Annotated in this window: 22 protein-coding genes and 1 pseudogene; 14 read left to right on the top strand and 9 right to left on the bottom strand. The window is 69.9% G+C overall.

Going from position 1 to position 25,998, the window contains the following annotated elements:
• Nucleotides 1-84: 84 nt before the first annotated feature.
• Nucleotides 85-2,034 carry an MFS transporter gene (locus GTO19_RS13510; RefSeq protein ID WP_291021414.1) on the bottom strand — a complete coding sequence of 650 codons (1,950 nt, stop codon included), beginning with the start codon at nucleotides 2,032-2,034 and terminating at the stop codon, nucleotides 85-87.
• Nucleotides 2,035-2,174: 140 nt separating this feature from the next.
• Between GTO19_RS13510 and GTO19_RS13505 the strand changes: the two genes are divergently transcribed.
• Nucleotides 2,175-2,906, top strand: a complete 732-nt coding sequence (locus GTO19_RS13505) for a helix-turn-helix transcriptional regulator (protein ID WP_291021413.1) — start codon at nucleotides 2,175-2,177, stop codon at nucleotides 2,904-2,906.
• Nucleotides 2,907-2,985: 79 nt separating this feature from the next.
• Nucleotides 2,986-3,633 carry a ProQ/FINO family protein gene (locus GTO19_RS13500; protein ID WP_291021412.1) on the top strand — a complete coding sequence of 216 codons (648 nt, stop codon included), beginning with the start codon at nucleotides 2,986-2,988 and terminating at the stop codon, nucleotides 3,631-3,633.
• An 11-nt stretch (nucleotides 3,634-3,644) separates the two neighbouring features.
• Here GTO19_RS13500 and GTO19_RS13495 read toward each other — a convergent pair whose 3' ends face one another.
• Genes GTO19_RS13495 through GTO19_RS13485 form a run of 3 tightly spaced genes read right to left on the bottom strand, consistent with a single transcriptional unit; the run spans nucleotide 3,645 to nucleotide 6,654 of the window.
• Complete coding sequence (locus GTO19_RS13495; protein ID WP_291021411.1) at nucleotides 3,645-4,937, bottom strand: FIST C-terminal domain-containing protein; 1,293 nt, start codon at nucleotides 4,935-4,937, stop codon at nucleotides 3,645-3,647.
• A 31-nt stretch (nucleotides 4,938-4,968) separates the two neighbouring features.
• Nucleotides 4,969-5,784 carry a PhaM family polyhydroxyalkanoate granule multifunctional regulatory protein gene (locus GTO19_RS13490; protein ID WP_291021410.1) on the bottom strand — a complete coding sequence of 272 codons (816 nt, stop codon included), beginning with the start codon at nucleotides 5,782-5,784 and terminating at the stop codon, nucleotides 4,969-4,971.
• A gap of 27 nt (nucleotides 5,785-5,811) precedes the next feature.
• Complete coding sequence (locus GTO19_RS13485) at nucleotides 5,812-6,654, bottom strand: enoyl-CoA hydratase/isomerase family protein (RefSeq protein WP_291021409.1); 843 nt, start codon at nucleotides 6,652-6,654, stop codon at nucleotides 5,812-5,814.
• A gap of 108 nt (nucleotides 6,655-6,762) precedes the next feature.
• On the opposite strand from GTO19_RS13485, the gene GTO19_RS13480 reads away from it, so the two are divergent.
• On the top strand, nucleotides 6,763-7,116 hold the full coding sequence (locus GTO19_RS13480) for a TraR/DksA C4-type zinc finger protein (RefSeq protein WP_291021408.1): 354 nt from the start codon (nucleotides 6,763-6,765) through the stop codon (nucleotides 7,114-7,116).
• A 28-nt stretch (nucleotides 7,117-7,144) separates the two neighbouring features.
• Here GTO19_RS13480 and GTO19_RS13475 read toward each other — a convergent pair whose 3' ends face one another.
• The gene (locus GTO19_RS13475) at nucleotides 7,145-8,158 is read right to left on the bottom strand and encodes a fumarylacetoacetate hydrolase family protein (RefSeq protein WP_291021407.1); all 1,014 of its coding nucleotides are present in this window, start codon (nucleotides 8,156-8,158) and stop codon (nucleotides 7,145-7,147) included.
• Nucleotides 8,159-8,241: 83 nt separating this feature from the next.
• On the opposite strand from GTO19_RS13475, the gene GTO19_RS13470 reads away from it, so the two are divergent.
• The 3 genes from GTO19_RS13470 to GTO19_RS13460 all read left to right on the top strand — a co-directional run bounded on the left by GTO19_RS13470 (nucleotide 8,242) and on the right by GTO19_RS13460 (nucleotide 10,561).
• Complete coding sequence (locus tag GTO19_RS13470; protein WP_291021406.1) at nucleotides 8,242-9,126, top strand: IclR family transcriptional regulator; 885 nt, start codon at nucleotides 8,242-8,244, stop codon at nucleotides 9,124-9,126.
• Between the two features lie 56 nt (nucleotides 9,127-9,182).
• On the top strand, nucleotides 9,183-10,115 hold the full coding sequence (locus GTO19_RS13465; protein WP_291021405.1) for a DUF3108 domain-containing protein: 933 nt from the start codon (nucleotides 9,183-9,185) through the stop codon (nucleotides 10,113-10,115).
• Between the two features lie 161 nt (nucleotides 10,116-10,276).
• Nucleotides 10,277-10,561, top strand: a complete 285-nt coding sequence (locus GTO19_RS13460; protein WP_291021404.1) for a DUF3567 domain-containing protein — start codon at nucleotides 10,277-10,279, stop codon at nucleotides 10,559-10,561.
• Between the two features lie 32 nt (nucleotides 10,562-10,593).
• Here the strand turns inward: GTO19_RS13460 and GTO19_RS13455 are convergent, their stop codons facing one another.
• Nucleotides 10,594-11,688 carry an AbrB family transcriptional regulator gene (locus tag GTO19_RS13455; RefSeq protein ID WP_291021403.1) on the bottom strand — a complete coding sequence of 365 codons (1,095 nt, stop codon included), beginning with the start codon at nucleotides 11,686-11,688 and terminating at the stop codon, nucleotides 10,594-10,596.
• Nucleotides 11,689-11,745: 57 nt separating this feature from the next.
• Between GTO19_RS13455 and GTO19_RS13450 the strand changes: the two genes are divergently transcribed.
• Nucleotides 11,746-12,540, top strand: a complete 795-nt coding sequence (locus GTO19_RS13450; protein ID WP_291021402.1) for a ChaN family lipoprotein — start codon at nucleotides 11,746-11,748, stop codon at nucleotides 12,538-12,540.
• Here GTO19_RS13450 and GTO19_RS13445 read toward each other — a convergent pair whose 3' ends face one another.
• A complete protein-coding gene (locus GTO19_RS13445; RefSeq protein ID WP_291021401.1) occupies nucleotides 12,541-13,884 on the bottom strand; it encodes an aminotransferase class III-fold pyridoxal phosphate-dependent enzyme in 1,344 nt (447 codons plus the stop codon).
• A 119-nt stretch (nucleotides 13,885-14,003) separates the two neighbouring features.
• Here GTO19_RS13445 and purU point away from each other — a divergent pair, with 119 nt between their 5' ends.
• The 4 genes from purU (at nucleotide 14,004) to GTO19_RS13425 (ending at nucleotide 17,638) form a co-directional block, all read left to right on the top strand.
• Nucleotides 14,004-14,852 (top strand): formyltetrahydrofolate deformylase, encoded by an 849-nt coding sequence (gene purU, locus GTO19_RS13440; RefSeq protein WP_291021400.1) that lies wholly within the window; start codon nucleotides 14,004-14,006, stop codon nucleotides 14,850-14,852.
• 7 nt (nucleotides 14,853-14,859) lie between these two features.
• The gene (locus tag GTO19_RS13435; RefSeq protein ID WP_291021399.1) at nucleotides 14,860-15,732 is read left to right on the top strand and encodes a LysR substrate-binding domain-containing protein; all 873 of its coding nucleotides are present in this window, start codon (nucleotides 14,860-14,862) and stop codon (nucleotides 15,730-15,732) included.
• A 63-nt stretch (nucleotides 15,733-15,795) separates the two neighbouring features.
• Nucleotides 15,796-16,398, top strand: coding sequence for a DUF2846 domain-containing protein (locus GTO19_RS13430; protein WP_291021398.1), 603 nt, complete (start codon nucleotides 15,796-15,798; stop codon nucleotides 16,396-16,398).
• A 10-nt stretch (nucleotides 16,399-16,408) separates the two neighbouring features.
• On the top strand, nucleotides 16,409-17,638 hold the full coding sequence (locus GTO19_RS13425) for a S1C family serine protease (RefSeq protein ID WP_291021397.1): 1,230 nt from the start codon (nucleotides 16,409-16,411) through the stop codon (nucleotides 17,636-17,638).
• 27 nt (nucleotides 17,639-17,665) lie between these two features.
• Here GTO19_RS13425 and GTO19_RS13420 read toward each other — a convergent pair whose 3' ends face one another.
• Complete coding sequence (locus GTO19_RS13420) at nucleotides 17,666-18,088, bottom strand: Hsp20/alpha crystallin family protein (RefSeq protein ID WP_291021396.1); 423 nt, start codon at nucleotides 18,086-18,088, stop codon at nucleotides 17,666-17,668.
• A gap of 183 nt (nucleotides 18,089-18,271) precedes the next feature.
• On the opposite strand from GTO19_RS13420, the gene GTO19_RS13415 reads away from it, so the two are divergent.
• The 3 genes from GTO19_RS13415 to GTO19_RS13405 are packed head-to-tail and all read left to right on the top strand — an operon-like array spanning nucleotide 18,272 to nucleotide 24,175.
• The gene (locus GTO19_RS13415; RefSeq protein WP_291021395.1) at nucleotides 18,272-19,774 is read left to right on the top strand and encodes an FAD-linked oxidase C-terminal domain-containing protein; all 1,503 of its coding nucleotides are present in this window, start codon (nucleotides 18,272-18,274) and stop codon (nucleotides 19,772-19,774) included.
• A 49-nt stretch (nucleotides 19,775-19,823) separates the two neighbouring features.
• A complete protein-coding gene (locus GTO19_RS13410; RefSeq protein ID WP_291021394.1) occupies nucleotides 19,824-23,693 on the top strand; it encodes a PAS domain S-box protein in 3,870 nt (1,289 codons plus the stop codon).
• Complete coding sequence (locus tag GTO19_RS13405; protein ID WP_009519829.1) at nucleotides 23,690-24,175, top strand: response regulator; 486 nt, start codon at nucleotides 23,690-23,692, stop codon at nucleotides 24,173-24,175. Before GTO19_RS13410 ends, GTO19_RS13405 begins: the two co-directional genes overlap by 4 nt.
• A 7-nt stretch (nucleotides 24,176-24,182) precedes the next feature.
• Here GTO19_RS13405 and GTO19_RS13400 read toward each other — a convergent pair.
• A pseudogene (locus GTO19_RS13400) lies at nucleotides 24,183-25,994 on the bottom strand (carboxyl transferase domain-containing protein); the annotation flags it as partial.
• Between the last annotated feature and the right edge of the window lie 4 nt (nucleotides 25,995-25,998).

Raw genomic sequence — 25,998 nt, 5'->3', positions numbered from 1 at the left:
CAGGAAGCCTCCGAACTCGGCTTCCCGCTCCTGCACAAACCCGTCGAGCCCGGCGCTCTGCGATCCATTCTGGAGCGGTGACGCTCAGGCCAGCAGCGACGCGACCCGCTCACGCAGTCCCTCGGGCGTGGCGCCCTCGGCGCCCACCGGCGCGCCCACGTTCAGGCCCACGCGGTTGAACAGGCCGCGGCGGAACGGCCGCACCATGGCCACCCGCTCGCCGCGGCGTTCCTCGATGCGGCTGAAGAACGAACCCCACAGGTTGGTCAGGCCCATCGGAATCACCGGCACCGCCAGGCCATCGGCGCGGGCCCGCTCGAGGATCTTGATCACCCCGCCCTTGAAGGCCTGCAAGCGGCCGTCGCGCGTGATGCCGCCTTCGGGAAAGATCGCCAGCAGCTCGCCTTCGCGCAGCGCCTGCGCGGCGCGCTCGAACGCGGCCTCGTAAGCCTCGGGGTCCTCGCCCTGCGGCGCGATCGGGATCGCCTTGGCCAGGCGGAACAGCCCGCCCAACAGCGGCTGGCGGAAGATGCGGTGGTCCATCAGGAAACGGATCGGGCGCGGGCTCGCGGCCATGATCAGCACGGCGTCCACGAAGCTCACGTGGTTGCACACCAGCACCGCCGCGCCCTCGGTGGGGATGTGCTCGTCGCCACGCACCTTGAAGCGGTACACCAGGCGCGAGGCCACCCAGGCCACGAAGCGCAGCAGGTACTCGGGCACCAGCATGAAGATGTAGAACGCCACCACCGCGTTCGCCAGGCCCACCGCCAGAAACATCTGCGGGATGGTGAAGCCCAGTTGCAGCAAGGCACCGGCCACCACCGCGCTGGCGATCATGAACAGCGCGTTGAGGATGTTGTTGGCCGCGATGATGCGCGCGCGGTGCGTGGGCTGGCTGCGCATCTGGATCAGCGCGTACATGGGCACGCTGTACAGGCCGGCGAACAGGCTCAGCAGCGCCAGATCGATCAGCACGCGCGCGTGTGCAGGAGCCGCCAGGAAGCTGCCCAGCGCCATCACCTCGGCCGGCGGCAGGCCGCGCGTGGCGAAGTACAGGTCGATCGCGAACACGCTCATGCCGATGGCACCCAGCGGCACCAGGCCGATCTCCACGTGCCGGCGCGACAGCACCTCGCACAGCAGCGAACCGACGCCGATGCCCACCGAGAACACCACCAGCAGCAGCGAGGCCACCTGCTCGTTGCCGTGCAGCACGTCGCGCGCGAAGGCCGGGAACAGGCTCAGGAACACCGCGCCGAAGAACCACATCCAGCTGATGCCCAGCACCGAGCGGAACACCACGGTGTTGCCATGGGCGAGCTTCAGGTTGCGCCAGGTTTCGGTGACCGGGTTCCAGTTGATGACCAGGTCCGGGTCGGTGGCCGGCGTGGGCGGCACGTAATGCGAGGCGAAGCGGCCCAGCAGGGCCAGCCCCACGCAGGCGAAGCCCACGTGGTGCGCGCCGATCTCGGGCACCGCGATGATCAGGCCGCCCGCCACGTTGCCCAGCAGGATGGCCACGAAGGTGCCCATCTCCACCATGCCGTTGCCGCCTGTGAGCTCGCGCTCGCCCAGATGCTGCGGCAGGTAGGCGAACTTCACCGGGCCGAACAGCGTGGAGTGAAGCCCCATGAGGAAGGTGCAGGCCAGCAGCACGGCGATGTGCTGGCCGAAAAAGCCCCACGCGGCCAGCGCCATGATGCCGATCTCCAATCGCTTCACGAAGACCATGAGCGAGCGCTTTTCCAGCTTGTCCGCCAACTGGCCGCTGGTGGCCGAAAACAGCAGGAAGGGCAGGATGAAGAGCGCCCCGATCACCAGGCCGGCCAGGCTGGCGGGCAGCCAGGCGATCTGCAACTGGTAGGTGACGAGCACGGTGAAGGCGAACTTGAACAGGTTGTCGTTCGCGGCGCCGAGGAACTGCGTCCAGAAGAAGGGCGCGAAGCGGCGCTGTTTGAGCAGGGCGAACTGGCCGTGGCCGGGGGTCTGCGCCGCGGCGCCGGTGTCGGACGGCAAGGTGGCGGTGGTCATGTCTTCTCCTCCTCGGGTGGGCACCGGAGCGGCGCGCGGCGGATTCTGCCTCGCGCCACGAGCCGGCGGGCGGATTTCGATACGGAATCGGATGGCATCATGCGAGGTATCGGATCTCGATACTCTGCGACGCCCTGGCCATGAGCACCACCGCCGACCTCATCACCGCCATCAAGCGCGAGCTCAAGTCCGCGCACATGACCTACGCCGACCTGGCGAGCGCCATGGGCATGGCCGAGTCCAGCGTCAAGCGCATGCTCGCCAAAGGCGACATGTCGCTGTCGCGCATCGACGCCATCTGCCGCGCGCTCAAGCTCGACTTCGCCGAACTCTCGCGCCGCGTGGCCGACGCGCAGCCGCTGGTGACCGAGCTCACGCCCGCGCAGGAGCGCGCGGTGGTGGCCGACAAGAAGCTGCTGCTGGTGGCCATCTGCGTCCTGAGTCAGTGGACGGTGGAGCAGATAAGCGCCACCTACCGGCTCAACGAAGCGGAGTGCGTGAAGTACCTGGCCCAGCTCGACCGCATCGGCATCATCGAACTGCGCCCGCTCAACCGCTACCGCCTGAAGCTCGCCAAGACGTTCCGCTGGCGCCCGCACGGCCCGGTGATGAATTTCTTTCGCGAGCACGCGCTGCTGGACTACTTCGCGGGCGGCTTCGACGGCCCCGGCGAGGGCCTGATGCTGGTGCACGGCTCGGTGAGCCGCACGCTGGCGCCGCTGTTCCTGGAGCGGCTGCAGCGCGTCGCGCAGGACTTCGCCCAGCAGCACCAGACCGACCAGAAACTGGCCGAGAAAGACCGGGAGGGCTACACCCTGGTGCTGGCCATGCGCAGTTGGGAGTTCGAGGCCTTCACGCACCTGAGGCGCTAGCGGTACCGCCGCATGGCTGGCGTCGCAGTGCACGGATCGCTGGCATGATCGCGGGCTTGCCCGTCGAACCCACCCCTGCATGAACGACACCCGACCCCAGCCCCGGCGCCCCCGCCAGGGCCCCAAGGCGCCCAAGGCCCCCTCTGCACCGCGCCACCCGCTGCTGGCCCAACTGGCCGAGTGGCACCCCGTCCTGTTCGGCGACGAGCCGCGCCCGCTCAAACGCGGCATCTACGAAGACCTGCTGGCCGCGCACGGCGAACTGGAAGGCGAGGCGCTGAAGGCCGCGCTGGGCATCCACACGCGCAGCACGCGCTACCTGAACGCCGTGGCCTCGGGCCAACCGCGCCGCAACCTGGAAGGTGAGGCGGTGGAGGTGGTGGCCCCAGAGCAGCGCCACCACGCCATCGTCGAAGTGTTTCGCCGCCGCCAGGCACGCAGCCCCGAGGACATGGGCCCGCAATTGCGCCAGCGCATCGCGCGCGCCTTCGAGGCCAGCGGCCTGGGCCGCGAGGCCTACGCCACCCTGGTGCGCGGTCGCGACGAAGCGATCAACGCGGCCACCGAGGCCGCGCTCGATGAAGCCAGCGCGCGCATCGCGCGCGAAGCCGCGCTGCTGCGCGCCTTCGAAGCCAGTGGCCTGAGCGTGGCCGCTTTCGCCGACGGGTACGGCATGACGCCGGATGACGCGCAACGCGCGCTCGAGCGCGCGCGGCAGCGCCGCTGAACGCCGCCCCCTCAGGCTTCGCGCACGAACACCGTGAGCACGCCGGTGTAGCCATAGAGCCGGTGGTGCGCGATCTCGCCGCCGGCGAAAAAGCCCACCAGCGGCACGTCGCCCAGCGCGTGGCGCACGATCTGCAACTCCGCGCTCGGCCCGCCGAAGTGCGGCCCACCCCGCCCCGCGCAGCTCACGTACACCGCGCCCGCGATATCGCGCGCCGGCTTCGGCGCCGTGTCCACGTCGCCCGAGCCCTCGCCGCCGAACAGCAGTTCCTCCGGTTCCAGTTCCTCACGCACCTCGGCGCACACGCGCATGAGGTCGGCGCGTGCGGCCTGCGCATGGCGCTCGCAGAAGGCCAGGCGCGAGCCGACCGGGGCCAGCTCGGCGATGGCCACGCCACGGCGCACCGGGTCCAGGCCGATGAGGTGGCGCACGATCACCTCGTGCCCGAAGGCGCCGCGCCGGTGCGCGCTGTCGCTCCACGCGGTGGCGCCATCCGGGCCCGGGCGCGTCAGACCCACCAGCGTCTGCCGCAGGCGCGACATCGCGTGCTCGGGGTGGTCGAGCGAGATCTCCAGTTCGCGCAGCAGCACGTCGAGCGCCGGCTCGCCATCCAGACGAAGCACGAGGTGCCCCTCGGATTCGGTCACCACGTGGGTCGCGGCGATGGGCTGCGCGCCCTGCGTGACGCGCGAGACGATGCCCACCTCGCGCCCGAAGGCCACGCCGCTGAGTCCGCCGTGGAACACGCCGCTGGCGGCGCCGTGGCCGCTGATGTTGCCGGCGCTGCCCAACGCGAACTGCACCGTGGGGCCGCGACTGCCGGCCAGCCCGCCGAACAGGTAGCCGCTGCCGGTGCGATCGGCCATCTCGGCGATGAGCTCACCCACTTCAGGCGTGCCGGCGTCGGCGTGCACCAGCGCGGTGTGCGCGACAAAACCCTCACCACCCTCGGCGCGTCCGCTGGCCGACAGCGGCGCCACGCCGCTGAACACGCGGTACTGGTCGGGGCTCAGGTCACACAGCATCACCGACAGCGCGGGCTCGTCGAAGTACTCGACGTTGCTGGCGGAGACCCCCACGCCCACGGTGCCGGCCCAGTCGGTCACCTCGGGCAGCTCGGCGCTCACGCACTCCAGCACGGCCTGCGCGTCGTCGGCGTAGTGGTCGGTGATGTAGAGCAGGCCCAGCGAGGGCTGGTGCGCGTGGTCGGGCAGGGCCATCTGCGCGCGCAGTTGGGCCACGACCATGGCCGCGGCCATGCGCCATTGCGGGTGGGTGGCGTGCGCCTGGGGAAAACGTTTCATGCGGTCTTCGAGCCGCGCGGGCCCGCGGGGTTCAAGCGCGTTTGTCGCGTGGCTTGCGGGGCGCTGTCTTCTTGGCCGGCGCCTTGGCAGCGGGGGCCACCGCGCGCGCCGCCGCACGGCCCATGCCGGCTGCCGCACCCACGCCACGGCCCACGGTGCCGGCGGCCGAGCGCGCGGCCTGGCCGGCCAGTCCGGTGGCGGTCTTCACGGCGGCGTCTGTCAGGCCCGTGGCCACCTGGCGCGTGGTGTCCAACGCGCCCTGCTTCGCCGCGTCCTTCAGCGCGTTCGTGGCGATCTGTTGAAACTGCTGCGACAAGGCACCCCACCACTGCAGCGGGTCGACCACGCCACCCGCCGGGGCGGTTGCGGAGGCCTTGTCCGCCTTGGCGGCGGGGGCCTTTTTTGCGGCGGGCTTGCGCCGGGCGGGCTTGGGCGCTTCGGTGGCGCCGTAGGTGCGCGGCGGCACCTCCAGACCCGGGAACTGGTTGGCCTTGGCGGCGACCTCGGCTGTCTTGAGCTTGAGCGCGTTGGCCACGTCGCCCATGCTGAAGTTCATCGTCTTCAGCGTGGACAGGGTCATCTTCTGCACCTCCAGGGCCTGGATGGTGGCGCCCAGGGCCTTGGCGTTCTGGTCCAGCCAGAAGTGCACGGCCTTGAGCTCCTCGATGCGTTTCTCGAGTTCCTCGACATTGAAGGTGGGCGCCACCCAGTGGCTGAGGTTGGGCAGTTGCGGGATGTTCTGCCCGATGCCCTGGGCGATGCCGCCGGCCGCCTGCGTGGCCAGGCCCTGCAGAAAGTCGAACCCCGGCACGAATTTGCCAAAGCCGCTGGCGGACGGGTCGCTCATTGCCTGCTCCTCGAAGGGTTGCCGGGGTCAGCCGTCGACGCCGTAGCGCGGCGCGCGGCGCTCGCGCAAGGATGCCACACCTTCGCGCACGTCGGGCCCGGCGAAACCCATGAATTCCAGCGCGAGCGAGGTGTCGAAGCTCGGGCCCGCCTGGCGCAGCCAGTTGTTGAGCGAGTACTTGGTCCAGCGGATCGCGCTCGCGCTGCCGCTGGCGAGCCGGTCGGCCACCTCGTAGGCCTTGTCGAGCAGTTGCTCGTCGTCCACCACCAGCGACACGAGGCCGATGCGCTCGGCCTCCTCGCCGCTCACGGCGTCGCACAGCATCAGGTAGTACTTGGCCTTGGCCATGCCGCACAGCAGCGGCCAGACGATGGCGGCGTGGTCGCCCGCCGCCACGCCCAGGCGCGTGTGGCCGTCCACGATCTTCGCGCTGCGCGCGGCGATGGAAATGTCGGCCAGCAGGCCGGCCACCAGGCCTGCGCCCACGGCCGGACCGTGCATGGCGCTGACGATGGGCTTGTCGCAGTTGATGACGTTGTAGACCAGGTCGCGCGCTTCCTTCCACACGCGCGAGCGCACCTCGAAGTCGGTGGCCATGTCCTGCACCAGGGCCAGGTCGCCACCGCCCGAGAAGCCCATGCCGCTGCCGCGCAGCACGGCCGCGCGCACGCTGTCGTCGCGGCCCACGTCGCGCCAGATCTCGCTCAGCTCCCAGTGGCCGTCGTGGCCGGCGGTGGGCAGCTTGCCGTTGCCGCCGGGGCCGTCGGCGCGCATGCGGATGTCGAGCACGCTGGGCGTGCCGTTCACCGGCGGGCCGCGGCGGGTGATCTCCAGGGTCTGGTAGCGGCTGTAGTCGATCGTCTGGCTCATGCGGGTCTCCTCGTTGTCGTGTCGCCATGAAGCGATCGATTGTGCTTGACCTGGGTCAAGCGCCGCGAGGCGCCGCGGCACCAAGATGCCCACATCGCAGGAGGCCCCATGAGCACACCGATTTCCGACACCTTCGAGTTGCAGTTGCGCGCCCGGCAGCGCGAACTGCAGGCGCGCCTGCAGGCCCAGCGCGGCGGTGCGCGCAGCCGTGCCGATGTGGCAGCCGACAAGCGCGAACGCTCGGACGACGACGGAATGAGGCGCGACGAGGCCTTCGACCTCGGCACGGTGCTCGGCGAGCGCGAAGCCGCCGAACTGCAGGCCATCGACTACGCGCTGCGGCGCATCGCCGACGGCAGCTATGGCTTGTGCCTGATATGCGGCACGCGCATCCCTGCGGCCCGCCTGCACGCCCAGCCCACGGCCGAGCGCTGCGTGGACTGCCAGGCGCGCGCCGAGTGAACGGCTGCGCGGCCGTTCACCCGGCGGCTCAGGCCTTGTTCAAGGGCGCGATCTTCTGGTCGATCGCGCCGAAGACGCTCTGCCCGTCCTTGCCCTTCATCTCGATGCGGATGGTGTCACCGAACTTCATGAAGGCGGTGGAGGGCTTGCCGTCGAGGATGGTCTCGATCGCGCGCTTTTCCGCGATGCAGCTGTAGCCTTTGGGCCATTCCTGGCGGCCGTCCACCGAGACCGACTTGTTGCTCACCGTGCCGCTGCCCACGATGGAGCCGGCGCGCACGTTGCGCGTCTTGCCGATGTGCGCGATGAGCTGGCCGAAGTGGAAGGTCATCTCGGGGCCGGCCTCGCACATGCCGACCTTTCGGCCGTTCCAGGTGCTCTGCAGCGTCAGGTGCACGCGGCCGCCCTGCCAGGCGTCGCCCAGCTCATCGGGGGTCACGGCCACGGGGCTGAAGGCGGTGGCGGGCTTGCTCTGGAAAAAGCCGAAGCCCTTGGCCAGTTCGGCCGGGATCAGGTTGCGCAATGAAACGTCGTTGGCCAGCATGACGAGGCGGATGCCTTCCAGCGCCTGCTCGGGCGTCACGCCCATGGGCACATCGTCGGTGATCACCGCGACCTCGGCCTCGAAGTCGATGCCGTAGTCCTCGCTGGGCACCACCACGTCATCCTGGGGGCCGATGAAGTCATCGCTGCCGCCCTGGTACATCAGCGGGTCTTCGTAGAAGCTCTGCGGCACCTCGGAACTGCGCGCGGCGCGCACCAGCTCCACGTGGTTGATGTAAGCGGAGCCATCGGCCCACTGGTAGGCGCGCGGCAGCGGCGCCATGCACATCGCGGCATCGAAGGGGAAGGCGTGGCGCGCCTTGCCCTGGTTCAGGGTGACGTACAGGTCCTGCAGCTGGGGACTGATGAAGTTCCAGTCGTCCAGGGCCTGCTGCAGGGTGTTCGCGATGCCGGTCGCATAATGGGCCGTGCTCAGGTCGCGCGAGACCACCACCAGTTGTCCGTCGCGCGAGCCGTCCTTGTAGGTGGCGAGTTTCATGCGTATCTCCTGCTGCCTCTTGAGTGGATGGGTGCCCCGGGGGCTTTGGGGCGATAATTACGGATAGTGAAATCCATTAACCTATGCGTAAGAGCGAGATTCTAGACCAAAGCCCCGCCGATGCGAGCGACGACAACGAACCCCAGCGCGCGGGCATCCAGTCCGTCGAGGTCGGCTTCGAACTCCTCAACGCCTTGTCGCGGGCCAGCGGCGCGCTGATGCTGCGCGACCTGGCCGCCAACGCCGGCATGAGCGCGGCCAAGGCGCACCGCTACCTGGTGAGCTTCCAGCGCCTGGGCCTGGTCACGCAGGACAGCGCCACCACCCGCTACGACCTGGGGCCGGCCGCGCTGCGCCTGGGCCTGGCCAGCCTCTCTCGCATCGACGCGGTGCGCCTGGCGCGCGAACGCATCGACGCGCTCCTGCCGCTCACCGGCCACACCCTGGCCATCGCCGTGTGGGGCAATCAGGGGCCTACCATGGTCCATTGGACCGAAGCGCCACAAGCCGTGCCCGTGGCCCTGCGCCTCGGCGACGTGATGCCGCTGCTGTCCTCGGCCACTGGCCGTTGCTTCGCTGCCTTCATGGGCGAGGAAGGCCACGACGCCCAGCGCATCGGCCCCATGATCCGCGAGGAACTCGCGCGCCTGAAGAAGCTGCCGCGCAACGGCCCCCTGCCGCTGGACCTGCCCACCTCCATGGCCGAGGTGAACGAGATGCTCGACGAGGTGCGCCGACGCGGCCTGGCGCGCGTGGTGCACAGCCTGCAGGCCAGCGTCGGTGGATTCAGTGCCCCGGTGTTCGACGTGCAAGGCCGCGTGGTGCTGGCCATGGTGGTGCTGGGCTCGGTGGCCACGCTGGACACCGATTGGGACGGCGCCCCGGCCACCGCCTTGCGGGACGCCGCCCGTCGGCTCAGCGCGGATCTGGGGCACCCCGAACCGGCCGTCCGGTCCCACGGCGGATGACGCGCAAGGAACACCTGGGGCCGGCCCCCCGCACGTGCTTGTGTCTGGGTACGGGGGTGCTGCTGGCACACCTGGCCGTGCTCGTCCCCGTGGGCGCATCTCCCCTGCCGGCCGCGCCCGCTGCCGCCACTGCAGCGGTGCCAGAAGCGGTGGTCACCACGGCCGACCGGGTCGAGCCGCTGGACGTGACCCAGGTGCAATGGGCGGCGGCCGAACGCCCGCCCGCGCCACCAGCAGCGCGGCGTCCCACGACGATGGCGCCTTCCCCGATCGAAGCACCGGTGCTGACCGCCCAGGCCGCCCAGGCGCCCTCGCCCAAGTCCGCTGCGGCCACCGCCACCCCGGCGGCCGCCGCGCCCCCCAGCGACCCGCCCCCCGCCACCGAACTGAGCTACGAGGTGTTCGGCCAGGCCAAGGGCTTCGACTACCGCGCCACCGGCACCTTGTCATGGCGCCGCGAAGGCGCGAACTACCAGGCCCGCATGGAACTGGCCATGCCCCTGCTGGGCAAGCGCGTGCAGACCAGCGAAGGCAGCGTGGGCCCCGATGGCCTGCGCCCCGTGCGCTTCGCCGACAAGCGCAGCAGCGAACGCGCCGCGCATTTCGAGCGCGAGGCCAGACGCATCCGTTTCAGCAACAACGCGCCCGAAGCCGAGTGGCTGCCGGGCGCCCAGGACCGGCTGAGCCTGTTCATGCAGCTCGCGGGCCTGCTGCGCGCGCAACCGCGCCAGGCCGGCGACGTGCTCAGCTTCCAGGTGGCGGGCGTGGGCGACGCCGAGGTCTGGCAATTCGAGGTGGGCGCGCTGGAAACCTTGCGCCTGCCCGCCGGCAACATCGAGGCTCGTCTGCTCAAGCGCGCGCCGCGCAAGCCCCATGACAGCACGGTCGAGGTCTGGCTGGCACCTTCCCTGGGCCATTTGCCGGTGCGCCTGCGCATCGCCCAGCCGGGGGGCGACGTGGCCGACCAGCGGCTGGCCCGTTTGCCCTGATCACCGGGCACCCCGGAACCCGCTGGGGGTCAAACGCCACAAGCCTGCTTGAAAAATGCCCCCGGGTCACCAACTGGGGCATACCCGGCTCCAGTGGGAGCGCGATTTGCCGATATAACGGCACCAGCGCCGACGTTTTTGGCGGAAAGGAACTCAAGTCCATGCACATGCTGTACGACTCGGAAGCCTTCGCGGTGGTCCACATCCTGGCCAACGCGCCGGCCGAAGGTGAGGCGCCCGTTGACGACAGGCCGCAGATTCCGCGCCATGGCTTCGAAATCGTGGACAAGCGCTCCGGCAAGGAGGTTTACCTCGATGGCTCCTGGGCCGAGATGTTCCAGGCGCAGATCGTGGAGTGGCAGCGCAACAGCCCCTCGCAGGAAGAGGTGGAGAACACGCTGGAGGGTTACGCCTCCCTCGCCCAGAACCCCGTCGTGATGCACTGAGCGCACCACCTCCCCAACCCCGAAAAGCCCGGTCATGCCGGGCTTTTTTGTGCCTGCGCGAAGCGCCAGCGGTACACCGGCTCAGCCAGCACCAGCACCGCCACCAGCCGGCAGACCTGGAAGGCCGTGACCACGGGCGCGCCCAGTTGCAGCACCTTGGCGGTGATGGCCATCTCGGCGATGCCGCCGGGCGAGGTGCCCAGCAGCATGGTCACGGGGTGCAGGCCGGTGAGCCGCGCCATCACCCAGCCGAAGCCCGCGCACAGGGCCATCATGGCGAAGGTGGCCAAGGCCACCGAACCCAGCCAGCGCGGCGCGGTGTGGGCGAAGGCGGGCGTGAAGCGCACGCCCAGGCTGATGCCGATGAAGAGCTGCGCCAGGTTGGTGAAAGCCACGGGCAGCGCGGAGAGCTGCACGTCCGCCAGGGTGATCACCACCGTGGCCACCAGCGCGCCCATGAACCAGGGGTTGGCGCGGCCCAGGCGCTGCATGGCGAGCGCGCCCAGCAGGGTGAGCAGGCCGAGCAGCGCCAGGCCGCTCCCGTGCACCTCACGCACGGCGGGGGGCAGCTGGTCCAGCCCGTGCACACCTGCGGCCTGCAGGGCGAAGGGGATCGTCACGGTGACCAGCAGCACGCGCAGCGTGTGCGCGGCGGCCACCAGGTCGGTGCGCGCGTGCTGGCGCTCGGCGAGCAGGGTCATCTCGGAGGCGCCACCGATGGCGCCCGCGAAATACGTGGTGGCCATGAGCTGCGCGGGCGGCAGGTTCAGCCGCGCCGCGTGCAGGCGCCGCAGCCAGGCCGAGAAACCCAGGCCCAGCAGCAAGGCCCAGGCCACACCCAGCGCGATGGCCCACCACAGGCTTGCGACCAGCGCCCCGACCTCGGGCGTGAAGTACAGGCCCAGCGCCGCGCCGATCACCCATTGCCCCACATTGCGCAGCGGCGTCCAGCTCTCGGTGGGTGCGCCCAGCACCGACACCAGGGCCGTGGCCAGCAGCGGGCCGATCATCCAGGGAATGGGCGTGCCCAGCCAGACGCACAGGCGGGCGGCGGCGCAGGCGAGCAAGAGGGTCAGGGCCGTGCGTGTCCAGGACGCCGGCCCGATGCGCGACAGGAAGGCGGGCACTCGGGGCAATCGAAGGCAGCGCCTGGGCGGCGCCGATGCGGGCCGTAGTATCGACGCATGAAGCTTTCCCTTGCCGCCATCGGATTTGCCGCGCTGCTCGCGGCCTGCGCGCAGACCCCGCCAAGAGACCTGCCTGCCCTGCTCGCGCGCACCCAGCCCACGCCGCTGCTGCTGGTGGGCGAGCAGCACGACGCGCCCGAACACCAGCAACTCCAGCGCGAGCTGGTGCAAGCCCTGGCCGCACGCGGCGAACTGGCCGCCGTGGTGATGGAAATGGCCGAGGCCGGCCGCGACACCCGGGCGCTGCCACGCGATGCGAGCGAAGACGCCGTGCGCGAGGCGCTGGCCTGGAACCAGGGCGCGAACTGGCCTTGGCCCATCTATGGGCCGGTGGTGATGGCCGCCGTTCGGGCGGGCGTGCCGGTGTTCGGCGGCAACCTGCCGCGCGCCCGAATGCGCGAGGCCATGGGCGAAGCCTCGCTCGACCGGTCCGTCAGCGCCCTTGCCCTGGAACGCCAGCGCGCCGCCGTGCGCGAAGGCCATTGCGATCTGCTGCCCGAAGGCCAGATCGCGCCCATGACGCGCATTCAGCTCGCGCGCGACCGCTCCCTCGCCGACACCGCCTTGAAGGCCCTGGCGCCGGGCCGCACGGTGCTGCTGATCGCGGGCAACGGCCACGTGCGCAGCGACCTCGGCGTGCCGCTGCACCTGCCGGCCGGCCAGGCCCACCGCGTGGTGGTGGCGCGCGCCGGCGGGGCCGGCGCCGACGTGCCGGGCGACGTGGTGTGGCCGACGCCCGCCGTGCCCGCGCGCGACCACTGCGCCGAACTGCGCGAGCGCTTCAAGCGCTGATCAGGCCGGGAGCCGCTTGATCGCGTCCGCCAGCACCGAGACCATGGTCTCGATGTGTTCGCGCTCCACGATGTAGGGCGGCGCAAAGACCAGGTTGTCGCCCGCGTTGCGCACCAGCACCCCGCGGTGGAAGCAATCGAGGAACACGTCGAAGGCGCGCTTGCCGGGCATGCCGGCCTGCGGCGCCAGTTCCACCGCGCAGGCCAGGCCCAGGCTGCGGATGCCGATGACGTGCGGCAGGCCCTTGACGGCGCTGAACATCGCATCGCTGAGCACCTGGCCCATCTGGCCGGCGCGCGCGAACAGCTGCTCCTTCTGCATCAGCTCCAGCGTGGCGATGGCCGCCGCGCAGGCCACCGGGTGGCCCGAGTAGGTGTAGCCGTGGAAGAACTCGATCGCGTGGTCCGGCGCGTTGCCGTGCGCGCCCATCATGGCGTCGTAGATGCGCTGGCTGCACACCACGCCGCCCATGGGGATGACGCCGTTGGTGACGCATTTGGCGAAGTTGAGCATGTCGGGCTGCACGCCGTACCAGTCGGCACCGAAGGCCGTGCCCAGGCGGCCGAAGCCGGTGATGACCTCGTCGAAGATCAGCAGGATGCCGTGCTGGTCGCAGATCTCGCGCAGGCGCTCGAGGTAGCCCTGGGGCGGCACGTACCAGCCCGCGCTGCCCGCCACCGGCTCCACGATCACCGCCGCCACGTTGCTCGGGTCGTGCAGCGGCAGGATGCGGTTCTCCAGCTCGAGCAGGATGTCCTCTTCCCACACCGGCTCCTGGTGCTGCACGTAGGCGTGCTTCACCGGGTCGTGGATGAAGCGCAGGTGGTCGACGCGCGGCAGCAGGCTGGTGCCGTAGACCTTGCGGTTGGCCGGAATGCCCCCCACCGACATGCCACCGAAGCCCACCCCGTGGTAACCGCGCTCGCGGCCGATGAACAGGTTGCGCTGGCCCTCACCGCGCGCGCGGTGGTAGGCCAGGGCCACCTTCATGGAGGTGTCGGCCGCCTCGCTGCCCGAGTTGCAGAACAGCACCTTGTTCAGGTCGCCCGGCGCCATCGCGGCGATCATCTCGGCCGCGCGAAAGGCCTTGTCGTTGCTCACGCTGAAGGCGGTGGCGTAGTCCAGCGTGTCCAGTTGCTTCCTGATCGCCTCGTTGATGGGCTGGCGGTTGTGGCCCGCGCCCACGCACCACAGGCTGGAGATGCCGTCGATGACCTGACGGCCGTCGTGCGTGGTGAAGTGCATGCCGTCGGCCGCCACGAAGATGCGCGGGTCCTTGGCGAAGCTGCGGTTGGGCGTGAAGGGCAACCACTGGTTGTCCATGTTGAAGTCGTTGTAGGCCATGGCGTCTCCTGGGCGGGCGATGATCCGGGCATTCTGGCACCGCGCCCGGGCCCCGGTGGCGCCACTGCCCGACCCCGCGCCGGGCCCACTGGCGGCCGCCCTGCGACAATCGCGCCGCCATGGAAAACACCTACGTCCTCACCCTGTCCTGCCAGGACCGTCCCGGCATCGTGCACGCCGTCTCCGGCTTCCTGTTCCAGCACGGCGGCAACATCGAGGAAGCGGCCCAGTACAACGACCACGACACCGGGCTGTTCTTCATGCGCGTGCAATTCGCTTGCGCGCAATTGAGCCAGGCCGAGCTGCGCGAGCGCCTGGGCGCCTTCGCCGAGCCCTTCGGCATGCGCTGGGGCCTGCACCCGCTGGCGCAGCCGCTGCGCACCGTGCTCTTCGTCAGCAAGGAAGGCCACTGCCTCAACGACCTGCTGTTCCGCTGGAAGAGCGGCCTGCTGCCGCTGGACATCCGCGCCATCGTCAGCAACCACCGCGACTTCTACCAGCTCGCGGCCAGCTACAACGTGCCCTTCCACCACATCCCCGTCACGGCCGCCACCAAACCGCAGGCCGAGGCGAAGCAGCTCGAGGTGATCCGGGCCGAGGGTGCCGAGCTGGTGGTGCTGGCGCGCTACATGCAGATCCTCTCCAACGATCTGTGCCGCGAACTCGCGGGTCGCGCCATCAACATCCACCACAGCTTCCTGCCCAGCTTCAAGGGCGCCAAGCCCTACCACCAGGCGCACGACCGCGGCGTGAAGCTCATCGGCGCCACCGCCCACTACGTGACGGCGGACCTCGACGAGGGCCCCATCATCGAGCAGGACGTGGCGCGCGTGGACCACACCGACACGGTGGAAGACCTGACCGCCCTGGGCCGCGACACCGAAAGCCAGGTGCTGGCGCGGGCCGTGAAGTGGCACGGCGAACACCGCGTGCTGCTGAACGGACACAAGACCGTCGTCTTCAAGTGAAGCCGCGATGAGCACGGTGCGCATCCCGCCCATCCAGTGCCTGCTGGCCTTCGAGGCCCTGGCGCGGCTGCGCAGCGTCACGCAGACGGCCGATGAACTCAACGTCACGCCCAGCGCGGTGAGCCACCGCATCCGCCAGCTCGAGGAGATCCTGGGCACCAAGCTGTTCGGCCGCGCCGACTTCTCCCTGACCACCGACGGCATCGAGTACCTCACCCACGTGCGCGACGGCCTGGGCGCGCTGCAGCGCTTTCCCAGCCAGAAGGCCGCGCCAGGACGGCGCAAGCTGCGCCTGGCCATCACGCCCACCTTCGCGCGCTCGGTGGTGCTGCCGCGCCTCAAGCAGTTCAGCGACACCTACCCCGAGATCGACCTCACGCTGCAGGTCAGCATCCCGCTGCTGGACGTGGTGGCCGAGGACGCCGACCTGATGGTGCGCTTCGGCACCGGCCGCTACGCCGACGTGGAACACCTGCTGCTGGCCAAGGACGAGATCTCGCCCATGGCCTCGCCCGCCTTCGCGCGCGAGCATGGCCCCTTCGAGGCGCCCGCGGACCTGGAGAACCTGCCCCTGCTGCGCAGCCCGCTGGAGCCCTGGCGCACCTGGTTCGCCGCGCACGACCTGGACTGGCCCGAGCCCGCCGAGGGCTCGCAGTTCAACGACATCGGCCTGATGTGCGACGCCGCCGCCGCCGGCATGGGCGTGGGCCTGCTGCGCTACAAGCTGGCCGCGCCCTGGCTGGACAGCGGCGCCCTGGTGCCCCTCTACCCGCGCCGCGTGCCCAGCCCGCACGCGCATTACCTGTGCTGGCGCACGGGCACCATGGAGCGCTGGGAGTGCGCGGCGTTTGCGCGCTGGCTGCAGCAGGCCATGGGTTAAGCCCCTCGACGTTTTCGCCCACTAGCCACTACCATTGCTGGAAACAAAAGGTAGGAGGTGGGCATGAAGCAGATGTTGGGGCGGCTCGCGCGCGTCGGGCTGCTGGGCTTGGTCGCGCTGGTGCTCGCGGGGTGCGCGGCGACCGGCCCCCGGTTCAGTGAGGTGCAGGAGAGCTTTCCGGCCATCAAGCCCGGGCACGGCCGGCTGATGGTCTACCGCAGTGGCGGCCTCGGGCCGGCGATCCAGCCGGACGTGCGGCTCAACGGCGAAGTCGTCGGCAAGATGCAACCCGAGGGCTTCTTCTTCGTGGACCGCCCCACCGGCCGCTACACCGTGTCCGCCCGCACCGAAATCGAGTCCAGCCTCGACGTGGACCTCACCGATGGGGCTACGGTGTACGTGGAGACGCTGATCACCATGGGCCTGTTCGTGGGGCAACCCCGCCTGTCCCTGCAGAGCGAGACGCTGGCGCGCCCCAAGCTCACCGCACTGGCGTACACGGGTTCTATCCCGCTGGTCGCCGGGCGGCCGGGCGCTGGTACCAGCGCTGCCCTGGTGCCACCCGGTGGCATTCCCAGCGGTCCCGGGCCGGCCGCGCCACCACCGCGCGTGGGCGGACGCGTCACGATGGACGACCTCAGCGGCTTGCTGCCCTCGCAGCGCTGAGCCGGTCCGCATGCGACACATCGGCACGTTCGCCCTCGCCTGCGGCGCCTCGATGGCGCAGGCCCAGCCCGCGTCCCTGGCTCCCGAAGTCCTGTTTGACAAGGTCGCACCCAGCGTCTGGGTGGTGCGCACGCAGGACGAGGCCGGCCGCGCCCTGGCCCTGGGCAGTGCCGTCGTGGTCGGCCCCGGCCGCCTGATCACCAACTGCCACGTGCTCGCACGCGCCAAGGCCGTGGCCGTCGCGCGCGAGAACGTCACCTACGGCGCGACGCTGGAATTTCCCGATCCCGATCGCGACCTGTGCCAGCTCAAGGTCGCCAACTTTCACGCCCCAGCCGTGGCCATCGCCGCGCCCGAGACCTGGCGCGTCGGCGCGCGCGTCTATGCCATCGGCAGCCCGCGCGGGCTCGAAACCACCATCAGCGATGGCCTGCTCTCCGGCATCCGCCGCAACGAGCAGGACCAGATCGAGGCCTTGCAGATCACCGTGCCGATCTCGCCCGGCTCCAGCGGCGGCGGCCTGTTCGATGCGCAGGGCCGCCTGGTCGGCATCACCACCATGATCCTGCGCAACGCGCAAAACGTGAACTTCGCCGTGCCCTCGAGCTGGATCGCCGAAGTGCCCGCGCGCGCGCAGGCGGCGCTCGCCGCGAAGGCAGCCACCGCGGCCAACGTCGGTGCTTCGACAGGCGCCCAAACCACGCCCCAAGCCGATCGCGTATTCGAGTACCGCCTGCTCGAGCGCCAGACCGGCGTCAGTCAAGCCGTGGTGTATCGCCTTGACCGCGTCGATGGCGATCGGCGCATCTTCAACCAGGGCGAGCGCATCGAACGGCTCGATGGCGGGGTGGAATCCGTCGAGAAGCCGGTGGGTGGCGAATTCGATCTGGTGATGCCCCCAGGCGGCTGGGTGAGTGGCACGCCGGATCCCGGCTCGGCCTGGCGGCTCGACTACACCGTGCGCCGCAACGACCTGGTGATCCGGATGGAATTGCGGGCTCGTGCCGTGGACACCACCACGCTGACGGTGGGCTCGCGCCGGATCGAGGCGGTGCGTGTGAACTACAGCGGCTTTACGCACCGCGTCACTGGCGGGCACATGATCAACAGCTCGACGTACGAAGCCTCGGCCTGGTATTCCCCCGCGCTGGCACGGGTGGTGCGATTCGATGCACGCACCCGCAACCAGCACATTCGCATCGACGAGACCTTCGAACTCGTCGACATCCGCAGCGAGTGAGCGCCACCGGCGCTCACTCGAACGGCATTACTCGATCGCCAGCCGCTGCCCCGTCACTGCCGCCTTCTTCGGCAGCGTCAGGCGCAGCACGCCGTTGTCGAAGCGCGCCTTGGACGCGTCCTTGTCCACGCGCTGAGGCAGCTGGAACGCGCGCGAGACGGCACCGTAGTAGCGCTCGCTGCGCAGCACGCGCTGGCCGTCGCGCTGCTCGTCGCTCTGCTTGACCTCGGCGCGCAGCGTCACCACGTCGTCCTCGATGGTGACCTGGATGTCGTCCTTGGCCACGCCAGGCAGTTCGGCGTCCACGGTGTAGGCCGCTGGGGTTTCCTTCACGTCGACCTTGATCTGCGCGGGGAGCGGGTCACCGTGCAGCGGCTTGACGAAGAAGCCGGGCGCGACGTCACGGAAGAAATCATCGAACAGGCTGTTGCGGGCAATGAGTCCGGTCATGGTGAAAGTCCTCCATATTCGGTGGCGCCGCGACCACCGCAGCGCCTGGTGCACCCAAACTGAAGTCGCTCCCCGCGCATTTCAAGACCCCGCGGCATCGCCGTCCGTCAACAGCCGCTGCAGGATTTTTCAACCCGCCGGGGAGCCCGCGGCCTACACTGGCCCGCCACCGTCCAAGCCCCCATGAACGCCCCCACCCATCCCGACGAGGCCGAGCGCCTGGCCCGCGCCGAGCGCCAGGCCGCCGTGGTGCAGGCCCTGCGCCCGCTGCTGCCCGCCCACGCCCTGCTCTGGCAGGCCGAGGACACCGTTCCCTACGAATGCGACGGCCTCACCGCCTACCGCGAACGCCCGATGGTGGTGGCCCTGCCCGAGACCGAGGCCCAGGTGTCGGCCGTGCTCCGGGCCTGCCACGCGCTGGACGTGCCGGTGGTGGCGCGCGGCGCCGGCACCGGCCTCTCCGGCGGCGCCATGCCGCACGCCCGGGGCGTGGTGCTGTCGCTCGCCAAGTTCAACCGCATCCTGCGCGTCGACCCGCGTTCGCGGACCGCCACCGTGCAGGCGGGCGTGCGCAACCTCGCCATCAGCGAGGCCGCCGCGCCGCACGGGCTGTACTACGCGCCCGACCCGTCCAGCCAGATCGCCTGCACCATCGGCGGCAACGTGGCCGAGAACTCGGGCGGCGTGCACTGCCTCAAGTACGGCCTCACCATCCACAACGTGCTGCAGGTGCGCGGCTTCACCATCGAGGGCGAGCCCATCAGCTTCGGCGGCGAATCGCTCGACACCCCGGGGCTGGACCTGCTGCCCCTGGTGGTGGGCAGCGAGGGCATGCTGGCCGTCACCGTCGAGGTCGTCGTCAAGCTGGTGCCCAAACCGCAGCTGGCGCGCTGCATCATGGCCAGCTTCGACGACGTGCGAAAGGCCGGCGACGCGGTCGCGGCGGTGATCGCCGCCGGCATCATCCCGGCCGGGCTGGAGATGATGGACAAGCCCATGACGGCCGCCGTCGAGGATTTCGTGCGCGCGGGTTACGACCTGTCGGCCGAGGCCATCCTGCTCTGCGAGAGCGACGGCACCCCCGAGGAAGTGGCCGAGGAAATCGAGCGCATGAGCGCCGTGCTGCGCGGCTGCGGGGCCACCGCCATCGCCGTCAGCCGAGACGAGGCCGAGCGGCTGCGATTCTGGAGCGGGCGCAAGAACGCGTTTCCTGCCAGCGGGCGCATCAGCCCCGACTACATGTGCATGGACTCCACCATCCCTCGCAAGCGCCTGGCCGACATCCTGCTCGCCATCCAGGCCATGGAAACCACCTACGGCCTGCGCTGCGCCAACGTGTTCCACGCCGGTGACGGCAACCTGCACCCGCTGATCCTGTTCGACGCCAACGACCCCGACCAGCTCCAGCGCTGCGAGCGCTTCGGTGCCGACATCCTGGAAACCAGCGTCGCCATGGGCGGCACCGTCACCGGCGAGCACGGGGTCGGCGTCGAAAAACTCAACAGCATGTGTGTCCAATTCAGCACAGAAGAGAACGAGCAGATGTTCGGCATCAAACGCGCCTTTGATGCCAAAGGCTTACTGAATCCCGGCAAAGTGATCCCCACCCTGCAACGTTGTGCGGAATACGGCCGCCTGCTGGTGCGCGGCGGGCAATTGCCGCACCCGGATCTCCCCCGGTTTTAGGGCGCTATTTCGCGCGGTACCCCCCTGGGCCTGGGGTACATTGCCTGCAATGAGCGCCCGCCTTTCGCCCACCGATGCGCCCCTGGCCCGCCGCGACGGCGAGGCCGGCGTCAGCGAACGCGAGCGGGCCATGGCGCTGGAGCTGCGCACGCTGCGCGCCGAGAACGAGTACCTGCGCCAGCGCTACGCGCAACAACTCAGCGGCCTGAGCCCCGCCACCGACGCCAGCCAGAAGCAGTTCCACGCCAACCTGCCGCTGCAACTTGCTTCGGCACTGGACGCCGAACGCGAAGGCCGCCCTGCGCTGGCGAAACTCGAGTACGAAGCCCTGTTTGGCGCGCTGGCCAGCGTGTTTCCCATCGGCGTCTTCCGCACCGACGAGGGCGGGCTGCTCACGCACATCGACAGCCAGCTCCAGCAGATCTTCGGCCTGCGCAGCGAGGACTTCCCCAACTTCGGCTGGCTCGGCCGCGTACACCCCGACGACCTCGAGCGCGTGCAGGCGAGCTGGGTGCGCGGCATCTCGCGCGGAGAAAGCCTCAACGTCGAGTTCCGCATCGTCAAGCCGGGCAACGAGACCGTGCACGTGCTGGTGCGCAACGCCCCGCTGCGCGACGCCAGCGGCCGCGTCGTCAGCCAGCTCGGCTTCGTTCAAGACATCACCACGCTGCGCGTGCTCGAGGCCGAAGCGCGCATCAAGGACGAACTCAACCGCCAGATCATCGCCAGCAGCCCCGACTGCACCAAGGTGCTCGACCTGGAAGGCCGCGTGGTGCAGATGACGGAACAGGGCTGCCGCCTCGTGGAGGTGGACGATTTCGAAGAGGTGCGCCTGAGCGACTGGACCACCTGGTGGCCCGAGGACGGCGGCACCCTCGCGCGCGACGCCGTCGCCGCCGCGCGACAGGGCAAGGGGTCGCGCTTCGTGGCCTTCGGCAACACCTTCAAGGGCACGCCCAAGTGGTGGGACACGGCACTCACGCCGATCTGCGATGCGCAGGGCCGGCCGGCCATGCTGCTGGCGGTGTCGCGCGACATCACCGAGCTGCACCAGCAGCAGGACGAGATCCGCCGCTTCAACGCCGAACTCGAAAAGCGCGTGAAGGAGCGCACCGAGGAACTGGCCGACGCCAAGGAGCGCGTGAGCATGGCCCTGGCCGAAGCGCAATCGCTCTACAACCAGGCGCCCTGCGGTTATCACTCGTTCGACGCCAATGGCACGCTGGTGCTGATCAACCGAACCGAACTCGACTGGCTGGGTTATGAGCGCCACGAGGTCATCGGCACGCTCAACGTGCGCGACATGCTGCCCGAGGGGGAGCGCGACCAGGCCCGTGCGCTGGACCGACTGCAGCGCCTCGTCGCCGGCGAAAGGCTCGACCCCATTGAAACGGTGGTGCGCCGCCGCGACGGCACCTTGTTCCCGGCGCTCGTCAGCAGCACGGCCGTGCGCGACAGCAAGGGCCGCTTCCTGCGCTCCAACAACACGCTGATCGACATCACCGCCCTGAAGGCCGCCGAGCAGGCCCTGGCCGCGCAAGCCCGGTTCATGCAGACGATCAGCGACCACGCGCCGGTACAGATCGCCTTCTTCGACTGCGACCTGATCTGCCGCTTCGCCAACGCCAGCTACTCCCGCTGGTGCGATGGCCGCCAGAGCGGCGGTGTGGTGGGCCGCCACCTGAGCGACATCGCCGACCGGCAGGTGTATGAGTCCGTGCGCGACCGCCTGGACGCCGCGCTGGCGGGCGAGCCCCAGCGTTTCGAGGGCGAACGCCGCTTCCCTGGCGGCGATCCGTACTACGCCAGCATCGAATACATCCCCTTCCAGGTCGACGGAGAGGTGCAGGGTCTGATCATCCAGATGATCGACATCACCGACCGCAAGGCCTCGGAGGACCGCGTCTCGCAGGCCAACCAGCGGCTGGCGCGGGCGCTGGAGCAGGCCAACGCCCTGTACAACCGCGCGCCCTGCGGCTACCACTCGCTCGACATCGATGGCGTGTTCGTCTCGATCAACGACACCGAACTGGAATGGCTGGGCTACACGCGCGACGAGGTGGTCGGCAAGCTCAACTTCCGCGACATGATTCCACCGCACCAGGTGCCTCTGCTGGAAGCGCGCGTGGGCCGCATGCTTCAGGACGACGCCCTCGAGGGCGTGGAGTACGAGATGCAGCGGCGCGACGGCACACGCTTCTATGCGCTGCTGTCGTCGGCGGCCGTGCGCGACGCGCAGGGCCGCTTCCTGCGCAGCAACACCACGGTGGTGGACATCACGCGCCGGCGCGCCGCCGAAGACGCGCTGCGCCAGCAGCAATACTTCCTGCAGTCCATCACCGACCGCGTCCCGGGGCTCATCGCCTACCTCGACGCCGACCTGCACTTCCGCTTCGCCAACGCCGAGCACCTGCGCGTCTACGGCATGGACCCGCAGCGCATCGTGGGCCAGCACCTCAGCCGTTGCGTGGCGCCCGACATCTGGGCCGACATCGAGCCGCGCATGGCCGGCGCGCTGGCCGGCACCTCGCAGCACTTCGAGGCCTGGCGCCGCATGCCGGACGGCACGCCGATCTTCATGAGCGCGAACTACCTGCCCGACCACGGGCCTGACGGCAAGGTCCGCGGCGTGTTCGTGCAGATCATCGACATCACCGAACGCAAGCGCGTGGAGGAGCGCGTCAACCACCTCAACGAGGAACTCGAGCAACGCATCCAGGAACGCTCGGCCGAGCTGCTGGAGAGCGAGCAGCGCTTCCGCCTCATGGTGGACAACCTGCGCGACTACTGCATCTTCTTCCTCGATGCCAATGGCTTCATCACCGACTGGACGGACAGCGCACAGCGCATGGACGGCTACTCACCGGTGCAGATGCTCGGCCGCCACTACGGCGTGCTGTTCGACCCCGTGGATGAAGCGGCTGGCCGCGCCGATGCCGAGCGCATGCTGCGCCTGGCCGCCTCGCGTGGCCAGCACGACGTGCAGAGCTGGCAGTTGCGCAAGGACGGCTCGCGCTACTGGTCGCACTCGGTGCTGATCGCGCTGCGTGACCAGCGCGGCGACCTCAAGGGCTTCGCCAAGATCAACCGCGACATGACGGACGCGAAGCAACTCGACGACCTCATGCGCAACATCAACGACGAGCTGGAAAAGCGCGTCGTCGAGCGCACCGAGCAGCTGCTGGCGGCCAATCGCGACCTCGAGTCCTTCTCCTACTCGGTCTCGCACGACCTGCGCTCGCCGCTGCGGCACATCTCCAGCTTCGTGAGTCTGCTGGAAGAACACCTGGGCCTGCAGCGCGACGAGACCACCACGCGCTACCTCGCCACCATCGGCAACTCGGCGCGCCACATGAGCCAGCTGATCGATGGCCTGCTGGCGTTCTCGCGCCTGGGCCGCGCGGCGGTGAACATCGCGCCGGTCGACTTCAACCACCTCGTCAGTGCCGTGGTGGCGCAGATCGCCCACGACACCGATGGCCGCGTGGTGGACTGGCAGATCGCGGCGGACCTGCCCATCGTGCACGGCGACGCCCTGCTGCTGCGCGAGGTCTGGGCCAATCTCTTGGGCAATGCCTTCAAGTACTCGCGGCCGCGCGAGCGCGCCATCATCGACGTGAGCTGGCACCTGGACCCGGTGCGCGGTTACACCTTTTCCGTGCGGGACAACGGCGTTGGCTTCGACACCAAATACGCCCAGAAGCTCTTCGGCGTCTTCCAGCGGCTGCACCGCGCGTCGGAATTCGAGGGAACGGGCATTGGTCTTGCACTCACCCGTCGTATCGTCGAACGCCACGGCGGCAGCATCTGGGCGGAAAGCCGCCTGGGCGAAGGCAGCGTCTTTCACTTCACTCTCCCGATCGACGGCCCGCGCGCCGCCGATCCCACCGATTCCATGCCGGCACCCCTGGAACCATGAACAAGACCGCCGATGCCATCCTCCTCGTCGAGGACAACCCCGACGACGCCGAGCTCACCAAGCTCGCGCTTTCGCGCCACGGCCTCGACGGCCGGGTGACTCACGTCTCCGACGGCATGCAGGCGCTGGACTACCTGTTCCGGCGCAACCAGTTCGTCAACCGGCCGGGCAGCAACCCGGTGCTGGTGCTGCTCGACCTCAAGATGCCGCTGCTGGACGGCATCGGCGTGTTGAGGGAGATCAAGAGTTCGGACGTGCTGCACAACATCCCGGTGGTGGTGCTCACCTCGTCCACCGAGCCCAGCGACCTGCTACGCGCCTACGACGCCGGCACCAACGCCTACATCGCCAAGCCGACCGAGTTCTCGCAGTTCCTCAGCGCCATGAAACACGTGTGCGAGTTCTGGGTGAACATCAACCAGACCGCGCCACCGCTGGCCACGGCGGGGGTACGAAGCACCGGTTTCGGCGAGCTGTTGTAACAGCGGCTCACCACGGGTCCACGGTGCGCACGGCGGGCCCGTCGCGCAGCTTGGCGCCCTCCAGCCCGCGCAGCAGCCAGGCCCGGGTGTCCGCCGGGTCGATCACGGCGTCGATCTCCAGCGTCGTGGCCATCGGAATCGCCGCGCCCTGGGCGATCTGGCGCGCGAGGAGATCGTCGAACAGTGCCTGGCGCTGCGGCCCCTCGGGCAAGGCCTCCAGCTCCTTCCGGTAGCCCAGGCGCACCGCACCCTCCAGACCCATGGCGCCGAACTCGGCACCCGGCCAGGCCACGGTGAAACCCGGTGCGTGAAACCCCCCGGCCGTCATGCCCATGGCCCCCAGGCCGAAGCCCTTGCGCAACACCACGCTGAAGAAGGGCACGCGCAGCGCCGCCGCCACCACGAACAGGCGGCTCACGTGGCGCACCTGCGCGCGGGCTTCCACCTCGGGCCCGACCATGAAGCCCGGCGTGTCCACCAGGCTCAACAGGGGCAAGCCATGCGCGTCGCACCAGCGCATGAATCGCGCCGCCTTGTCGGCCGCGTCGGGGTCGATGGCACCACCCAGGTGCTGCGGGTTGTTCACCAGCACACCGACCGCGCGGCCATCGAAGCGCGCCAGCGCGGTGTGGATGCCCGCGCCGAAGCCCTCGCGCAGCCAGACCACGCTGCCATCGTCGGCCAGTCCTTCCAGTACGCCGCGGCTGTCGTAGCTGCGCGAGCGGCTCGCTGGCAGTGCCTCTCGCAAACGCTCGAGGGGTGGCGGCGGCACCGGCACCACGCGCCCCTGGAAGAAGGCCAGGCAACGCCGCGCCGCCGCCACGGCCTGCGCCTCGTCGTCCACCAGCAGGTCGATCACGCCGCTGGCGTGCTGCACCCCGGCGGGACCGATCGCCTCGGGCGGGAAGCGGCCCAGGCCACCGCCCTCCACCATGGCTGGTCCGCCCATGCCGATGTTGCTGCCGCGCGTGGCGATGATCACGTCGCAGCAGCCCAGCAGGGCCGCGTTGCCCGCGAAGCAGCGGCCGGCCGCGATGCCGATGGTGGGTACCCGGCCCGACAGGCGCGCCATGGCGGCGAAGGTGCCCACATGCAGGCCCGCCACGATGGGCATGTCGGTGTCGCCGGGGCGCCCTCCTCCGCCTTCGGCGAACAGCACCACGGGCAGGCGCTGGTCCAGCGCGATGCCCAGCAGGCGATCGGTCTTCTGGTGGTTGCGTATGCCCTGCGTGCCGGCCAGCACGGTGGCGTCGTAGGCCAGCACCGCCGTGCGCGCGCGTTCGGGACCGAACATCGCGCCGTTGACCGAGCCGATGCCTGTGACCATGCCATCGGCGGGCGTCTGGGCGATCAGCTCGGCTTCGCTGCGGCGCGTGGCCTGCGCGGCCACGGCAAGGGCGCCGTACTCGATGAAGCTGCCGGCGTCGCACAGGTCGGCCAGGTTCTCGCGCGCGGTGCGCAGGCCCAAGGCGTGGCGGCGCGCCACGGCTTCGGGGCGGGCGGCATCGTCGGTGAAGGCCAGCCGCTCGCGCAGGCGGCGCAGCTCGTCCCGTTCGGGGGTCGCTGCCTCAGGCGCCGACGTGGGGGAGTCGCGCCGCGGCGCCTGAATCGCCGCCGCGTCGATGCGCCAGAGCGGGTCGCCGGGGTTCACCGTGTCGCCTGGAACCACCAGGCACTCGGCCAGGCGCCCGTCGCGCTCGGCCCGCAGCTCGTGCTCCATCTTCATGGCCTCGACCACCAGCAGCGGCTGGTCCTGGCGCACCGCATCGCCCGGCTGCGCCAGCCACTGGACGACCTGGGCCTGCAGCGGCGAGCGCAAGGTT

This window comes from Hydrogenophaga sp., assembly GCF_011772445.1.
Taxonomy (GTDB): Bacteria; Pseudomonadota; Gammaproteobacteria; order Burkholderiales; family Burkholderiaceae_C; genus Hydrogenophaga.
The sequence above is the reverse complement of the archived record's forward strand: the minus strand, read 5'-3'. Positions and strand labels throughout refer to the sequence as shown.

Excerpts from the sequence above, each read along its gene's own strand:
- GTO19_RS13510 (WP_291021414.1), bottom strand. The coding sequence starts at position 2,034 with ATGACCACCGCCACCTTGCCGTCCGACACCGGCGCCGCGGCGCAGACC.
- GTO19_RS13505 (WP_291021413.1), top strand. The coding sequence starts at position 2,175 with ATGAGCACCACCGCCGACCTCATCACCGCCATCAAGCGCGAGCTCAAG.
- GTO19_RS13500 (WP_291021412.1), top strand. The coding sequence starts at position 2,986 with ATGAACGACACCCGACCCCAGCCCCGGCGCCCCCGCCAGGGCCCCAAG.
- GTO19_RS13495 (WP_291021411.1), bottom strand. The coding sequence starts at position 4,937 with ATGAAACGTTTTCCCCAGGCGCACGCCACCCACCCGCAATGGCGCATG.
- GTO19_RS13490 (WP_291021410.1), bottom strand. The coding sequence starts at position 5,784 with ATGAGCGACCCGTCCGCCAGCGGCTTTGGCAAATTCGTGCCGGGGTTC.
- GTO19_RS13485 (WP_291021409.1), bottom strand. The coding sequence starts at position 6,654 with ATGAGCCAGACGATCGACTACAGCCGCTACCAGACCCTGGAGATCACC.
- GTO19_RS13480 (WP_291021408.1), top strand. The coding sequence starts at position 6,763 with ATGAGCACACCGATTTCCGACACCTTCGAGTTGCAGTTGCGCGCCCGG.
- GTO19_RS13475 (WP_291021407.1), bottom strand. The coding sequence starts at position 8,158 with ATGAAACTCGCCACCTACAAGGACGGCTCGCGCGACGGACAACTGGTG.
- GTO19_RS13470 (WP_291021406.1), top strand. The coding sequence starts at position 8,242 with ATGCGTAAGAGCGAGATTCTAGACCAAAGCCCCGCCGATGCGAGCGAC.
- GTO19_RS13460 (WP_291021404.1), top strand. The coding sequence starts at position 10,277 with ATGCACATGCTGTACGACTCGGAAGCCTTCGCGGTGGTCCACATCCTG.
- GTO19_RS13450 (WP_291021402.1), top strand. The coding sequence starts at position 11,746 with ATGAAGCTTTCCCTTGCCGCCATCGGATTTGCCGCGCTGCTCGCGGCC.
- GTO19_RS13445 (WP_291021401.1), bottom strand. The coding sequence starts at position 13,884 with ATGGCCTACAACGACTTCAACATGGACAACCAGTGGTTGCCCTTCACG.
- purU (WP_291021400.1), top strand. The coding sequence starts at position 14,004 with ATGGAAAACACCTACGTCCTCACCCTGTCCTGCCAGGACCGTCCCGGC.
- GTO19_RS13435 (WP_291021399.1), top strand. The coding sequence starts at position 14,860 with ATGAGCACGGTGCGCATCCCGCCCATCCAGTGCCTGCTGGCCTTCGAG.
- GTO19_RS13430 (WP_291021398.1), top strand. The coding sequence starts at position 15,796 with ATGAAGCAGATGTTGGGGCGGCTCGCGCGCGTCGGGCTGCTGGGCTTG.
- GTO19_RS13425 (WP_291021397.1), top strand. The coding sequence starts at position 16,409 with ATGCGACACATCGGCACGTTCGCCCTCGCCTGCGGCGCCTCGATGGCG.
- GTO19_RS13420 (WP_291021396.1), bottom strand. The coding sequence starts at position 18,088 with ATGACCGGACTCATTGCCCGCAACAGCCTGTTCGATGATTTCTTCCGT.
- GTO19_RS13415 (WP_291021395.1), top strand. The coding sequence starts at position 18,272 with ATGAACGCCCCCACCCATCCCGACGAGGCCGAGCGCCTGGCCCGCGCC.
- GTO19_RS13410 (WP_291021394.1), top strand. The coding sequence starts at position 19,824 with ATGAGCGCCCGCCTTTCGCCCACCGATGCGCCCCTGGCCCGCCGCGAC.
- GTO19_RS13405 (WP_009519829.1), top strand. The coding sequence starts at position 23,690 with ATGAACAAGACCGCCGATGCCATCCTCCTCGTCGAGGACAACCCCGAC.